Source organism: Brevundimonas nasdae (assembly GCF_016654005.1).
GTDB classification, from domain to species: Bacteria; Pseudomonadota; Alphaproteobacteria; order Caulobacterales; family Caulobacteraceae; genus Brevundimonas; species Brevundimonas nasdae.
This window is the reverse complement of record NZ_JAEPWN010000001.1, coordinates 1-13,970: the sequence shown is the minus strand read 5'-3', so window position 1 is coordinate 13,970 and position 13,970 is coordinate 1. Positions and strand designations below refer to the sequence as shown.

The following is a 13,970-nucleotide window of genomic DNA, read 5'->3' as shown; positions in this document are numbered from 1 at the left end:
CGAGAAGCTGAGGCTGAATCCCTGCGTCCATTTAGAGCGAGGGAGTCCGGAATGTCGTTTCCGAAAAAGGGCAAGTTGTTTCCGAAACAGGCTGACTATGGCTTGAACGAGCAGCCTATTCCAGAGAACTGGTTCGCTACCGAGATCGCATCCGCTTTGAAGAAATCGCTCGGAGGCAGCCGATCAGGAACGAAGGTAGTCGCCTCCTGGACCGGTGCCAACGAGAAGACAGTGAAAAACTGGTTTGCTGGTCGATATGGACCAAGCGGCGAACATCTGGTCGCGTTGATCCGGCATTCCGACGAAGTCTTGGCCGTGTTTCTCGCAATGGCTGGCCGAGAAGTGCTTCTAGCGGCGTTGAAGCTCGCTGCTGCAGAGCACGCTGTCGAGGAATTGTTGGAGGCAGTACGCCGACTGACGCATCACGATGAGACGTGACAGACGCAGTAGTCAACCAGCTGCCGAGACTGAACCATTAGTACGAAAATCGATAGCCCACACCCGGCTCCGTAAGGATCAAGTGCGGCTGCGCTGGATCGGCTTCCAGTTTCTGGCGCAACTGGCCGATGACCACACGCAGATACTGCGTATCGTCAGCATGCGCCTTGCCCCAGACTGCGGTCAGCAGGTCGCGGTGGCCGATCACCTTGCCGACATTGCGCACAAGATGGGCCAGGACATCATATTCCTTGGGCGTCACGCGCACGGGTTCGCCTGCGCGGGTGATCATGCGGCGCTCCAGGTCAATGACAACATCCCCGGCTGTTAGCGGCCCAGTGTTTATCACATGCGGCGCAGCCTGCCGCAGGTTGGCGCGCAGACGGGCCAGAAGTTCGCCGACGCCGAAGGGCTTTTCGACATAGTCGTTGGCCCCCAGATCAAGCGCCGCAATCTTCTCTGCCTCTTTATCGCGGGCTGACAGGATGATGATCGGTCCTGCATAGAATTCCCGCGCCCTTACCAGCACGTCCTTGCCGTCCATGTCCGGCAGGCCGAGGTCCAGCACGACGGCGTCCGGGCTCCACAGGGCGATGCCGCGCAGTCCCTCCTGTCCGCTGTCCGCTCGACGCGGCTCATAGCCCGCCGCGTCCAGCGCAGGCGACAGGAAGCGGTGGATCTGAGGCTCGTCGTCGATGACGAGTATCTGCGGACGGACGGCGGACATGGCGAGAGCCTAGAGCAGGTTCGGATGGGTGACGACGGTCTTGGGCAGACTGATGAGGATGCGTGTCCCCAATCTGACGCCGTCAGGGCCGTCCATGATCGGGCTGGCGGCGGCGATCCGACCGTTCATGGCCTCGACGAACCCCTTGGCGATGGCCAGACCCAATCCCGCCCCCTTGGTGCGGTCTGATGGTTCCTCCATGCGACGGAACTTGTCGAAGACCCGTTCCAGTTCGTCGGTGGGGATGCCCTTGCCCTCATCCTCGATCGAGATGACGACCCCCCCCCGATCTTCGTAAGCGGCCAGTTCGATGGTCGATCCATCGGGGCTGTAGCTGATCGCGTTCTCCAGAATATTGACCAGCGCCTGCTCCAACAGACCCTGATCCACCATGACCAGACTGAGTTGGGCGGAAAAGTCGCGGCTCATCCGTCGCTGACCCATCCGCCGCGCCACACGCCTGCTTGCCGCGTTCAGCACATCGCGCACATCAACCCAGTCAGCACGAATGTTCAGGCCGCCCCCCTCCAGCCGCGTCATGTCCAGCAGGTCGCCGACATAGTGGCTGAGACGCTCGGCCTCCTCGCGGATCGACAACAAGAGATCGTCACGAACCTCCGGTCTCAGCTTGGAGCCCAGATCAATCAGGGTGGTCGAGGCGCCCAGCACCGTCGACAGGGGCGTGCGCAGGTCATGGCTGACCGAGTTCATCAGCGCCCCACGGAACCGGTCAGTGCGGCGCAGGGTCTCGGTCTCTACCGCCTGACCCGCCAGATCGGCGCGTTCCACCGCCACGGCGCCCTGATCCAGCAGGGCGAGGGCCAGTTTCTCCTCGTCAGATCCAGGGGTCAGGGCGCTGGCTTCAATGCCGGCGACACCCGCCCGGCCTCGCACGCCCTGCAGGGGACGAAAACTCCAGGCCGCCTGAGGCAATGTGCCGGTCCCATGCCCCGCCGGTTCGCCCCTCTCCCAGGCCCACCGCGCGGCGGCCATGGCCTCTGCACCCAGTTCAGGCTTGCCCGGCGCACCCGCGACAAGGGTCAGTTCATGATCGATGGGCAGAAGGACTACGGCCCCCGCCCCTGCTGCAGCCGCCGTCTGTTCGGCCAGAATTCGGGCCGCCGCCTTGCGATCCCCCACGCTGCCCAGACGCTGGCTGGCCGCCAGCAGGGCCGACACAGCCGAAGCGCGTCTTTGCGCCGCCCGCGCCTGCTCGCGCACCCGTCCGGCCAACACCCCTGTCACCAGCGCCACGGCCCAGAAGACGATCAGGGTCAGGATGTCTGTAGGCGAGCCGATACTGAAGCTGAAACGCGGCTGCAAAAACAGAAAATTATAGGTCAGGAACGCCGCCGTCGCCGCCGCTAGTGCAGGCCGCAGCCCATACAGAACCCCGGCCGCCAGCACCGCCGCCAGATAGATGACGCCCAGATCGACTCGTTCAAACGCCTGATCCAGCAGCAGGGCGATGCCTGTCGCCATGGCGACGCAAGTCGCACCGACCATATACCCCCGCCAACTGCCCTTTGGCTTGACCAGAAGGTCGTGCGAAGCGGGTTTTCCATCAGCCTCATGGCCGTCGGTGATCACATGGATGGCGACGCCACGCGCTTGTCGCAACAGTTCCGCTGCTAGAGAACGGCCTAGCCATTCCGACAGACGGCTGTCGCGTCCCTTGGCCAGCACAATCTGGGTGATGTTGTTGTGATGGGCATGGTCCATGACGGCCCGCACCACGTCATCCCCACTGAGAACGACCGTGCGTCCGCCCAGTTGTTCCGCCAGTTTCAGCGCATCGGACAGCTTGCCTGCCGAGCCCACACCGTGCTGCGCGCCCGAAGGACGGTCCACGTGGGCCACAGTCCAGGGCGCATCCATCATCATGTCTGACAGCCGCCGCCCCGCCCGCACCAAGGGGGCCGCCATCATATCCCCAGCGACCAGAACCAGTATCCGCGCGCCTGCCGCCCACGGCCCCTGAACCCCCTGTTCACGCAGGCGCGCCACAAGTTGATCGTCCACCGTCTGGGCCGCACGACGTAAAGCCAGTTCGCGCAGAGCCGTCAGGTTCTCGATCTTGAAGAAGTTGTCCGCCGCCAACCGCGCCGTCTCTGGCACATAGACCTTGCCTTCGGTCAGACGCTTGCGCAGTTCCTCGGGCGTGATGTCCACCACCTCGATGTCGTCTGCACGCGAAAGGGCGCTGTCGGGCACGCTTTCGCGCTGGCGCACGCCGGTGATGCGCAACACCACGTCCGACAGACTTTCCAGATGCTGGACATTCAGGGTGGTCCAGACGTCAAGCCCCGCATCCAGCAACTCCTCCACATCCTGCCAGCGTTTCGGATGGCGCGAACCGGGGACGTTGGAATGGGCGTATTCATCGACCAGCAGCAGCTCGGGACGACGCGCCAGGGCGGCGTCGATGTCGAACTCCAACAAGGTCCGGTCACGATAGGCGATGGGGCTGCGCGCCAGAACCTCCAGCCCGCGCAGCAGGCTCATGGTCTCCTTGCGGCCGTGGGTCTCGACCACGCCGACCACCACATCGCGGCCCTCGGCCTTCAGGCGGCGGGCCGCGCGCAGCATCTCATAGGTTTTGCCCACCCCCGGCGACATGCCCAGAAACACCTTCAACCGCCCACGCTTTCGCGGGGCGGCCGGGGTTTTGTCTGACAGGATGTCAGGCGGGATTGTCAATGGGCGCCAGCCCCTGCGAACCGGGCATCCAGCGCCCTATTGGTCAGCAGCACATTGACGCGCGGCTGGCCTAAAACGCCGAAGGTGCGGCCTTTGATATGTTGCTGGATCACCTGACGCACCTCATCCGCCGGGACGCCGCGCGCCGTTGCGATGCGGTCGATCTGGAACTCAGCGTAGGCCGGAGAAATATCCGGGTCGAGACCCGAAGCCGAGGCCGTTACCGCATCCGCTGGAATGGCGCGGCCCGCCGCTTCTGAACGCAGGGCGTCGGCGTCACGCTGCACGCGCGCGATCAGGTCCGGGCTCAACGGTCCCAGGTTGGAACCTGACGATGACGAAGCGTCATACCCCTCGCCTGCCGCCGACGGGCGTGGATGCAAATAAACTGGCTCACTGAACCTTTGACCGATCAGTGCCGAGCCAACGACAGCACCGGCCTTGTTATGGACGAGGCTTCCGCCAGCCTGTGTCGGGAAGGCGACCTGAGCCACCCCCGTCACCGCAAGCGGATAGGCCACGCCGAGCAGAGCCGTGAAAAGAGCGATCATAACGACCGCCGGACGGATGGAGGTCAACATCAGAAGGTCGCCTTCAGACTGGCTACGGCGCGCGCGCCGTAAGGGCTGCCGAAATCATGCTGGTCAGTGTCATAGTAGCGAACGTCCAGCGTCAGATGTGGCGTCAGGGCATATCCGACCCCCAGATTCCAGGTGGTGTAGTCCAGCTCCGACGACAGCCACTGACGCCCCAACGCCGCCGAAACTGTCCATTTGTCGGCTGGACTGACTGCGCCGTTGACCTCAGCATAGGTCGCCTGATCCTCGGTCGATCCAAAGAAATCCGGCGACCAGTAAACCGCTGCCCCCAGGGTCGCGGGGCCGACAGCACGCGATGCCGCCGCCTTCAGCTCAACGTAGTTGTAATCGGCCCCGTCCGGCTGGTCGGCATAGAGATAGTTGACGACGCCCAGATCCAGGGTGAAGCCTCTGAACTCGGGCCGCACACCGGCGTACAGGTCGATCTCGGCATCGGTGTTCTTGTCGCCTGCGAAGCCCACATTGGTCGCCGAAGCCCCGGCATAGAAGCGCCCCTGCGTCGCATCGATTCCGATGGAGATCGCCGGATCGCCCTTGGTCTGGCTGACGCCGCGAAACACATAGTCGCTGCTTACGCCAGCATTGAAGCTGATGCTCGGGCCGGATCTGGTACGCGTTGTGTCTGAGGCCGCATCCTGGGCATTGGCCGCACCGCCCATGCCGACAGCGGCGACACAGACGATTGAGGAAAGAGTTCTACGCATGAATGAGTGTTCCTTGATCGCTCAGGCCGGCCTCAGGCCAGACCCAGAGCGGAAATGACGATGTCGATCAGTTTGATGCCGATGAAGGGGGCGATCAGGCCGCCCAATCCGTAGATCAGCAGGTTGCGACCCAGCAGTTTGCCTGCCCCGACAGCCCGATATTTGACGCCTCGCAGCGCCAGAGGGATCAAGGCCACAATGACCAGGGCGTTGAAGATCACGGCTGACAGAATGGCGCTCTCCGGGCTGGACAGCTTCATCAGATTCAGCGCCGCCAAAGAGGGCAGTCCGACCACGAACATGGCGGGGATGATGGCGAAATACTTGGCCACGTCGTTGGCGATGGAGAAGGTGGTCAGGGCGCCGCGGGTGATCAGCAGTTGTTTGCCGACCTCGACGATCTCGATGACCTTGGTGGGGTCGCTATCCAGATCGACCATGTTGCCCGCCTCACGTGCGGCTTGAGCGCCCGTCTGCATGGCAACGCCAACGTCAGCCTGTGCGAGAGCGGGCGCGTCATTGGCGCCGTCGCCACACATGGCGACCAGACGCCCCTTGGCCTGTTCCGCCTTGATCAGGCGCATCTTGTCCTCGGGCGTCGCCTCGGCCAGGAAGTCGTCAACTCCTGCTTCCGAAGCGATCGCCGCCGCCGTCACCGGATTATCGCCAGTGACCATGACAGTTCTCAGGCCCATGCGGCGAAGGTCGGCGAAACGCGCCTTGACCCCCGGCTTGACCACGTCCTTCAGGTGAATGACGCCGACCAGCACATCGTTCTCGGTTACAGCCAGGGGCGTTCCGCCCGAACGGGCTATACGGTCCACGGCGGCGCGGAACTCGGCGGGCGCGTCGCCATCGACCATGCCCAGCGACTTGAGCACGGCGTCCACCGCCCCCTTGCGCCACGACCGGCCGCCTGTTTCCAGACCCGATTGACGGGTCACCGCGCTGAACGGAATGATGCGGGCGTCGGCGGGGGTTTCGCAGACCACGCCTTCGTTGCGGCCCAGTTCGACGATCGAACGACCCTCGGGCGTTTCATCGGCCAGGGAGGCCATGACCGCAGCCCGCAGCGCCGCTTCGGGACGCACGCCGGGAACATGGACGACTTCGGTCGCCATGCGGTTGCCGAAGGTGATGGTGCCGGTCTTGTCCAGCAGCAGTGTGTCGACATCACCCGCGGCCTCGACCGCCCGACCCGAGGTGGCCAGGACATTGACCTTCAGCAGCCGGTCCATCCCGGCGATTCCGACGGCGGACAGCAACCCGCCGATGGTTGTTGGGATCAGGGTGATGAACAGGGCGCCCAGCACCAACGGGTCCAGCTTGATCCCCGAATAGGCGCCCAGCCCCAGCAGAGCTGCAACAGCGATCAGAAAGATCAGGGTCAGGCCCGCCAACAGCACAGACAGCGCCAGTTCGTTTGGCGTCTTCCTGCGGTCCGCGCCCTCGACCATAGCGATCATCCGGTCAAGGAAAGTCGAGCCGGGCGCCGAGGTGATGCGCACCTTGATCCAGTCCGAGACGACCGTGGTGCCGCCAGTGACGGCGGAACGATCGCCGCCGCTTTCGCGGATCACCGGCGCGCTTTCACCGGTAATGGCGGCCTCATTGACCGAGGCGACGCCTTCGATGATCTCGCCGTCTGAGGGCACCACGTCCCCGGCCTCGACCAGAACGATAGAACCGATCTCCAACTCATGGGCCGGGGTCGGCACGACTGTTCCCGTGACCGGATCGACAATCAGCTTGGCCTTGGTGGTGACGCGGGCGGCCCGCAGGCTGTCAGCCGCCGCCTTTCCACGGCCTTCAGCGATGCTTTCAGCCACGTTGGCGAACAGGACAGTCGCCCACAGCCATAGGGCCAACTGGACAGCGAAACCCGCAGCCTGCCCCGTCACCACCGCGACGACCGCCGATATGCTGGCCAGTGCGGCGACGATCCAGGTGGCGAAAATGACCGGGTTTTTGAGAAGCTTGGTCGGATTTAGCTTTGCGACAGCGTCGCCCAGCGCCCGGCCAAGCATGGCCCCGTTCACCCCCCCGGCAATCGAGAGGGAACGAGAGCTCGACGGATCGAGCGTGACTTGTGACATGACAAATATCCGATGCGGATCAGAACCGGGCCATGAACTGGAGCATGTCGAAATGCTCCACGATCGGACCCAGTGAGAGAGCGGGGAAGAACTGCAAGCCGCCAAGGATCAGGATCACCCCAATCAGCAGGCCGATGAACAGCGGGCCATGCGTGGGCAATGTCCCGGCAGAAGGCGCCAGACGTGGCTTGGCGACCAAGGCGCCCGCGACGGCCAACACTGCGACGGCAGGCACAAACCGGCCCAGCAGCATGGCCAAACCCAAAGTGGTGTCCCACCAGGGCGCATTGGCGCTCAGGCCCGCAAAGGCCGACCCATTGTTGCCAGTCGCCGACGTGTAGGCATAGAGAATCTCGGACAGACCATGAGGGCCTTTGTTCAGCAAACCGGCCAGGGCCTCAGGCAGAACCGCAGCCACAGCTGAGAAGCCCAGCACCGACAACGGCACAACCAAAACCACAAACATGGCGAACTGAATCTCTCGGGCTTCGATCTTCTTGCCCAGATATTCAGGTGTCCGTCCGACCATCAGGCCTGCAACAAAGACCGCCAGCATGGCCATCAGCACCATGACGGCGACGCCCGAACCGATCCCGCCTGGCAAGATCTCGCCAAGCTGCATCAAGAACATGGTCACCGCGCCACCCAGCGGCATGTAGCTGGCATGCATGGAGTTGACCGACCCGTTTGAGGCGCCCGTCGTCTGGGTCGCCCAAGCGACTGAAGCAGGCACGCCGAAGCGAACCTCCTTGCCTTCCATATTGCCCGCCGTTGTACTGACATCAGCGGCAACCAGGGCTGGAGCAGGCTGGCTTTCAATGACGTAGAGAGCAGCCCCAGCAGCACCCAGCATCAGGAACGCCGCAACGACAAGCGCGCGCACTTCTTTCTTGGCCATGACACTGCGGCCAAAGGCGAAGAAGGCCGCCCAGCCCATGACGTTGATGCTGATCGCCGTGATCAGATTGGTCAGCGGCGTCGGGTTTTCCAGCGGATGGGCCGAGTTGACGTTGAACACGCCGCCGCCGTTGATGCCCAGTTGCTTGATCGCCAGCTGGCTGGCGGTCGGGAACAGGCTGATCGTCTGTGATCCACCTTCCAGCGTCGTCGCATGGGCCGAGGCCGCCAGCGACTGAACCACGCCCAGCCCGGCCAGAACCACGGCAACGATGAAGGCGATGGGCAGCAGGACATAGAGGCTGGTGCGCGTCAGGTCGGCCCAGAAGTTGCCGACGCCTTCGCCTCGATTGGCGATAAAGGCGCGCGCCAGAGCCGCCGCGATCGTCGCGCCGGTGGCCGCCGAGACGAAGTTCTGCACCGTCAGGCCGACCATCTGGGTGAAGGTCGACATGGTGGTCTCGCCGCCATAGCTCTGCCAGTTGGTGTTGGTGACAAAGCTGACGGCGGTGTTGAAGGCCAGGTGCGGACTGACGCCCGCGAACCCCTGCGGGTTCATCGGCAGGACGCCCTGCAGACGCAGCATGGCGTACAGCAGCAGGAAGCCCGCCAGGTTGAAGGCCAGCAGGGCGCCGGCGTAACCCAGCCAACCCTGGCTGCGGCTCGGGTCGACCCCGGCGGCGCGATAAAACAGGCCCTCGACCGGCTTCAGCACCGGGTCCAGCCAGGTGCGCTCGCCGTTCCAGACACGCGACATATAGACCCCGATCGGCCAGGCCAGCAGAACCGACAGACCGAGGGTCAGGGCGATTTCCGCCCATCCTTGAATATTCATGATGGCGGCTCCGCTCAGAACCGCTCGGGCCGCAGCAGGGCCGCGACCATGTAGCCGGCGATGACGAGGGCGCCCGCACCCCAGAGGATGTTCAGCAACATTGTCACATCCTGTTCATTGCAGCAGCGAAGGCGGCGAACGCCAGAAAGGCCCCGCCGCCAATCGCCAGAAAGATCACATCGGCCATGCCGAAAGCCTCCAGCTTAGTTGGTGCCGGAAGAGACGCCTGAACGGCGTAAGCGGGCGATGTGGAATCTGCGCCCGAACATAAGGCGCGCGTAAAGAGCCCCTTATGTCCGCCTTACGGCCAGACCGCTGAATGGCATCGCCTGCTTACGGGCGATCAGGCTTTCATGGCGGCGAAAGGAATTCTTCATGAGCCGATCCAGCCTGTTGCAGCACTCCCTGACCGCCAAACCCTTCGCACAGGACGTCTGGCGGATGACCATGGTTCTGGTCAGCTTCGCCTTTGGCGTTCGCCTCCCAAATAAAAAGGAGCGCGGACAATGATGAGCGGTTTCGTCGACGGCCGCCCTGCAACCCCGGTCAAACCCCGCAAATATCGCGTCGTCGCTTCAATCGATGGCTGGCGCGTTACATTGGGCGAGGCGCGGACATTCCCCTTCAAACACCGACATCAAGCCGAACGTGTCGCCCGTACCCTTCAAAAACAGGCGGATGCCTTGCGAGTATAGAAGTTGAACATGAAACGAATGATAGTTGCTCATTCGTTCATAGCGAACGCATAACCGACCTTCCCGTAGGCGCGCAGCCAACTGTCAAAGCGAGAGCCAAACGCGCTCGATGACGGTGTAGCGTCGTGTTCGTCGATGATCAGCCCGGAAAGGAAGCCGTTGCTAGCGAGCAGCGCTCTGAGCGCGTGGCCGAGAAGCGCTTCTGGCGGCGCTGAAGCTCACTGCTGCAGAGCACGCCGTCGAGGATTTTTTGCGGCAGTACGACGACTGACGGATCATGATGAGACGTGACAGACGCAATAGTCACCCGCCACCGCGAGATTTATTTAGATTTGGCTCGAGTCGCTCCACGCTCCACCCTGAAACGACAAGAAATTCCCTGAATGTGGAACCCGCTTTTGATGTACGATCGTGAAAGTCTACAAAAACACCAACTTGATGACTTGGGCGGTAAAGAGACTTCGGCCAACTTTGAAACTTTCCCTGTTTAGGCGGCTCGATCAGGGAATTAGCCGGCACATTTTGAATGTGCCGGGTCGCGAAGAGAATGACATCCGCTCCTGCGCACACCACCAATCAGTCTCCCCCTTTCACCGGCCAGCCGGGGAAGGGGGAGACTGGCCACTCTTTTCAGACAGTTAGACGGTTAACACGGTCGCCAATCTCTCCGTGGAGAGGATTCCCGCGCGGTTTGGTCGGCTGTTCCCGGCCCCATTCTCCAGGCCCATGTTTCCACTTCCGGGTTTGGCCGAGCGCGTTCGCGGAGAAGGGTTAGCCCGAACTGAGCCGCCGCCGGAGGACCGGCGGCGGGATTGGGTCTCTGATCGAGAAGTCTGGTGTCGGGGTCTAGCTGACCGCGCCAATGGCCATGAACAGCCTGCGCTGCTCGTTCCAGTCCATCGGGAAGGGATGGGCGATCAAGGCACCGAGCGACAGGGCCTGAGGCTGACGCCCCGAGATGATCTGCTCCACTAGATCCGGAGCCATGTAGGCCAGGGGCAGGATCTGGCCGAGGTAACGCACACAGAGATTCTCGGTCCTGGCCAGTTGGGTGGTCGATCCATGACGACCGGTCCTGAGGTCGGCCGTCCATCGCCTGGCCATGGCGACGGCCCTGACCAGGGCGCGATCGATCCGATTGGCCGCCGCCGGGGATGATCCCTCGGCCTCGATCAAGACCGCGTTGTGCCGATGCTTCAGCCGCACCGGCAGGATGCACTCGATCTCGCCATCGGCTCGCTCCTCTCGTTCGGCGCCCTGGATCGTCCGGTCGCCGGGAATCGCTCCCTTGGCCGTCAGGATACGAACCTGGGTCTCGCCCAGGGTGACCTTGGTCATGGCGGCTCGCAGCCGCTGGTCGGGATCGGCGTCCATCCTCCAGGCTGGATCGAGCGCCGGAAGGACCCTGTTGGCCACGAAGGCTTCGATCACCCCGGCGGAGATTCGTGTCACGCTACCGGCCTCTTCCTTCCTTCCATTTTCCAGCGCAACCGAGGAGTAAAAGCGGTAACGCTGGCCAGCCTTCCCTTTGGTATGCACCGGCCGCATCGTATGTCCCCGGTCATCCTTCAGGATGCCGACCAGAAGGCCGCTGGTCCCCCTGGCGCGATCCTCGGCGAGCGATTGGCTGCGCCGTGTCAGGGCCGCGTTGACGGCCTCCCAGGTCTCGGGAGGCACGATCGCCTCGTGTGCGCCTTCGACCAGCTTCTCCTTGTGCCTGAGCGCGCCCTTGTAGACGGGGTTCATCAGGATCAGCCGCAAGGCGCCCGGACTGATCACCGCCCCGCCCCGAACCTTTCCAGCCTTGGTGGTCCTGAGCTTGGATCGGACGCCCTGTCGCTTCAGTTCGGCCTGTAGCTCCAGGACCGAGCGCAGTTCGAGGTATCGCTCGAACATCATCCTGACCGTGGGCGCCTCATCGGCGTTCGTGATCAGCCTGTGGTCCACGCCATCGTATCCCAACGGCGGCGGCCCTCCCATCCACATCCCCTTGGCCTTGGACGCGGCGATCTTGTCGCGGATACGCTCCGCCGTGACCTCCCGCTCGAACTGGGCGAAGGACAGAAGGACGTTCAGGGTCAGCCGTCCCATGCTGTTGGTAGTGTTGAAAGCCTGGGTCACCGAGACGAAGCTGACGCCCCTGGCGTCGAAGGCATCCACCATCTTGGCGAAGTCCGGTAGCGATCGGGTCAGCCGATCCACCTTGTAGACCACCACGATGTCGATCTCGCCCTTGGCGATGTCCGCCATGAGCTGCTTCAGCCCCGGCCGCTCCATGCTGCCGCCGGAATAGCCACCGTCGTCATATTCCCGGGGCAGGGTCGTCCACCCCTCGCCGGCCTGGGACAGGACATAGGCCTCGCAGGCCTCTCGCTGAGCATGCAGGCTGTTGAAGCCCTGCTCCAACCCTTCCTCGGTGGATTTACGGGTGTAGATGGCGCAGCGCAGGGTCTTCATGGCCGCCCAGCTTTCCTCTGACCGAAGAAGGCCGGTCCGTTCCACTTGGTGCCGGTGATGGCGAAGGCGACCTGGCTGAGGGAGGCGAAGTCCCGGCCCCTATAGTTGAAGCCTTCCTCCTTCACCCAGACCTCATGGCGTTCGCCTCGCCAGTCCTTCACGAAGCAACTGCCGGTCTTGATCCTCGGAGCCTGGGAGGGCTGGTAGGCCTCGTCCTCGGCGAATCGCTCCGCCAACTTGGCCAGGCGCTGTTCCATCGTCCGGGACAGGCCGCCCTCGCGGGCGACCTGTTCGCGATAGGCGATCTCCCGCGCCATCAGGTCGCGGGATCGGAGCTTGGGCGGGGCGGTCATGAACTTATCCCGCCATTCCGCCCGCAGACTCTCCAAGGTCACCGTTCCTTCCGTCATCAGGCGGCCGTGATGCGATAGACGGTCAGACCCTCGACCTTCTCGGTCGCGACCACCAGGCCCAGCTTCTTGCGGATCTGCCCGGCGATGGCGCCGCGCACGCTGTGGGCCTGCCAACCGGTCGCCGCCATGATCTGGACCGCCGTGGCGCCTTCGGGGCGGCGCAGCAGGGCGAGCACCTGGCTGATCTTGCTGACGCGCGCTAGCTGCGATGCGCCTTCCCCAGCCGGCTTCACATTGTTCTGGTTCATCTTTTCTCTCCATCCGCACCCTCGCGGTGGAGCGACCAACGCTTCCTTTCGCCGCCAAGTCCAATGGAAGAAGGAGAAATCTCAGCGCTAGGATTCCGGCCGCCGCAGGAGTTCCAGGGCGCGGGCCAATAGGGCTGCCTCATCCGCGAGCGCCGCCACGTCTGGCAGGGCGTCCATCACATCAGAGGCCGTGGCCAAGTCCCCCGCCCGCTCAAGTCGCGTCCAGATCGCTGACAGCATGAAATCCTCCATATGCCGGGTTCGGGGGTTTTCGTCTTCACTCTCGGTCATGGCCGCCACACGGGCTTCCTTCGACGAGGAAGTCGAGGGCGAGCCGCATGGAAAGACGGGTTGGCGCCATGAGCGGTCATTGGATCTGGCACCGAAAGCGGACATTTACGACGCGCCCTGCCGAACATCGCCGTATCGGCTTTCCCCCTCTGACGTCCCGATCAGCCGGGAGCCTTGCGGGATCAGTAGATGGCGCCCGCTGACGCTGTCTTGGACATTCTGAGTCATTGTGGCGATGACCGGTCCCGAGCGCGCCGTATCGACCGCTGTCAGCAAGGCGGCAAGCACCATGGCTCCGGCCTTCAACTCAAATGGCGACAGGGGCGCGGTCAGAACATGGCCGTTGTACATCGCGCCGCCTGCGCGTCCGCACCGCCTTGGCCGGCCGCCGGGTTGGAGCGTCGAGGCCATGGTGCTGGCCGCGCCGGCCGTCGAGGCGTTGACTTGGAAGGCGGTGCCACTCCAGCCCCGAGCCCGGCGCACCTCGCCCAGTTCGGCCGCCACCGCCATGACCCACGGGGTGCAGTTCTAGATCAGCCGGGCAGACCGGGCGAACGCTCCGCCCCCATCTTCGCCAGACTCCGTAAAATCGTCATCACGTCGACCCGCCAGCTTCGATCGGCTGGTGGTGAATGGCCCTCAACCAGTCTACGCCCCAGAGGCTTCCTGATCCTTATCCCCCTCGGCGAGAAATTTTTTGAGAGCTATGGAATTGGCCGGTCCGGATGTCGACCACGCGTTCGCGGTGTCCAAAAGATTTCAGAACCCGACTTCCTAGGCTCAGGACTCATAGCCAGAAGAGGACGGTTGCAGCGAGAGCTATGGCGGAGAGGAAGACGGTCGGGCATCGATCATAGCGCGTGGCGACAC

Annotated in this window: 15 protein-coding genes and 1 pseudogene; 3 read left to right on the top strand and 13 right to left on the bottom strand. The window is 63.5% G+C overall.

The annotated features are described in order from the left end of the window. Positions 1–51: 51 nt before the first annotated feature. Entirely contained in the window at positions 52–438 is a 387-nt protein-coding gene (locus JKF87_RS00075; protein ID WP_201096277.1) for a hypothetical protein, read from the top strand. Positions 439–475: 37 nt separating this feature from the next. On the opposite strand, the gene JKF87_RS00070 is transcribed toward JKF87_RS00075, so the two are convergent. The 7 genes from JKF87_RS00070 to JKF87_RS00040 form a co-directional block, all read right to left on the bottom strand. Then, complete coding sequence (locus JKF87_RS00070) at positions 476–1,165, bottom strand: winged helix-turn-helix domain-containing protein (RefSeq protein WP_201096275.1); 690 nt, start codon at positions 1,163–1,165, stop codon at positions 476–478. Between the two features lie 9 nt (positions 1,166–1,174). Then, on the bottom strand, positions 1,175–3,784 hold the full coding sequence (locus JKF87_RS00065) for a DUF4118 domain-containing protein (RefSeq protein WP_201097155.1): 2,610 nt from the start codon (positions 3,782–3,784) through the stop codon (positions 1,175–1,177). Positions 3,785–3,861: 77 nt separating this feature from the next. After that, entirely contained in the window at positions 3,862–4,446 is a 585-nt protein-coding gene (gene kdpC / locus JKF87_RS00060) for a potassium-transporting ATPase subunit KdpC (protein ID WP_201096273.1), read from the bottom strand. Further along, on the bottom strand, positions 4,446–5,168 hold the full coding sequence (locus JKF87_RS00055; RefSeq protein ID WP_201096270.1) for a TorF family putative porin: 723 nt from the start codon (positions 5,166–5,168) through the stop codon (positions 4,446–4,448). Before JKF87_RS00055 ends, kdpC begins: the two co-directional genes overlap by 1 nt. Positions 5,169–5,200: 32 nt before the next feature. Beyond that, positions 5,201–7,264 (bottom strand): potassium-transporting ATPase subunit KdpB, encoded by a 2,064-nt coding sequence (gene kdpB / locus JKF87_RS00050; RefSeq protein ID WP_201096267.1) that lies wholly within the window; start codon positions 7,262–7,264, stop codon positions 5,201–5,203. A 19-nt stretch (positions 7,265–7,283) separates the two neighbouring features. Then, complete coding sequence (gene kdpA / locus JKF87_RS00045; protein WP_201096266.1) at positions 7,284–8,996, bottom strand: potassium-transporting ATPase subunit KdpA; 1,713 nt, start codon at positions 8,994–8,996, stop codon at positions 7,284–7,286. A 14-nt stretch (positions 8,997–9,010) separates the two neighbouring features. Then, positions 9,011–9,097, bottom strand: coding sequence for a potassium-transporting ATPase subunit F (locus JKF87_RS00040; RefSeq protein ID WP_236261045.1), 87 nt, complete (start codon positions 9,095–9,097; stop codon positions 9,011–9,013). 274 nt (positions 9,098–9,371) lie between these two features. Between JKF87_RS00040 and JKF87_RS18455 the strand changes: the two genes are divergently transcribed. Together JKF87_RS18455 and JKF87_RS00035 are read left to right on the top strand one after the other, a co-directional pair. Further along, the gene (locus JKF87_RS18455; protein ID WP_275945207.1) at positions 9,372–9,506 is read left to right on the top strand and encodes a hypothetical protein; all 135 of its coding nucleotides are present in this window, start codon (positions 9,372–9,374) and stop codon (positions 9,504–9,506) included. Further along, complete coding sequence (locus tag JKF87_RS00035; RefSeq protein WP_201096263.1) at positions 9,503–9,691, top strand: hypothetical protein; 189 nt, start codon at positions 9,503–9,505, stop codon at positions 9,689–9,691. Before JKF87_RS18455 ends, JKF87_RS00035 begins: the two co-directional genes overlap by 4 nt. An 846-nt stretch (positions 9,692–10,537) precedes the next feature. Here JKF87_RS00035 and JKF87_RS00030 read toward each other — a convergent pair. From JKF87_RS00030 to JKF87_RS00005, 6 genes and pseudogenes are all read right to left on the bottom strand, one after another. Next, on the bottom strand, positions 10,538–12,148 hold the full coding sequence (locus JKF87_RS00030; protein ID WP_201096261.1) for a recombinase family protein: 1,611 nt from the start codon (positions 12,146–12,148) through the stop codon (positions 10,538–10,540). Then, positions 12,145–12,558 carry a DUF2924 domain-containing protein gene (locus JKF87_RS00025; protein ID WP_275945206.1) on the bottom strand — a complete coding sequence of 138 codons (414 nt, stop codon included), beginning with the start codon at positions 12,556–12,558 and terminating at the stop codon, positions 12,145–12,147. Before JKF87_RS00025 ends, JKF87_RS00030 begins: the two co-directional genes overlap by 4 nt. Next, a complete protein-coding gene (locus JKF87_RS00020) occupies positions 12,558–12,809 on the bottom strand; it encodes a DUF3489 domain-containing protein (RefSeq protein ID WP_201096256.1) in 252 nt (83 codons plus the stop codon). Before JKF87_RS00020 ends, JKF87_RS00025 begins: the two co-directional genes overlap by 1 nt. Before the next feature lie 87 nt (positions 12,810–12,896). After that, entirely contained in the window at positions 12,897–13,049 is a 153-nt protein-coding gene (locus JKF87_RS00015) for a hypothetical protein (protein ID WP_201096254.1), read from the bottom strand. A 156-nt stretch (positions 13,050–13,205) separates the two neighbouring features. After that, complete coding sequence (locus JKF87_RS00010; protein ID WP_201096252.1) at positions 13,206–13,610, bottom strand: TrbI/VirB10 family protein; 405 nt, start codon at positions 13,608–13,610, stop codon at positions 13,206–13,208. 277 nt (positions 13,611–13,887) lie between these two features. Next, positions 13,888–13,970 (bottom strand): annotated as a pseudogene (locus JKF87_RS00005) (IS5/IS1182 family transposase); the annotation flags it as partial.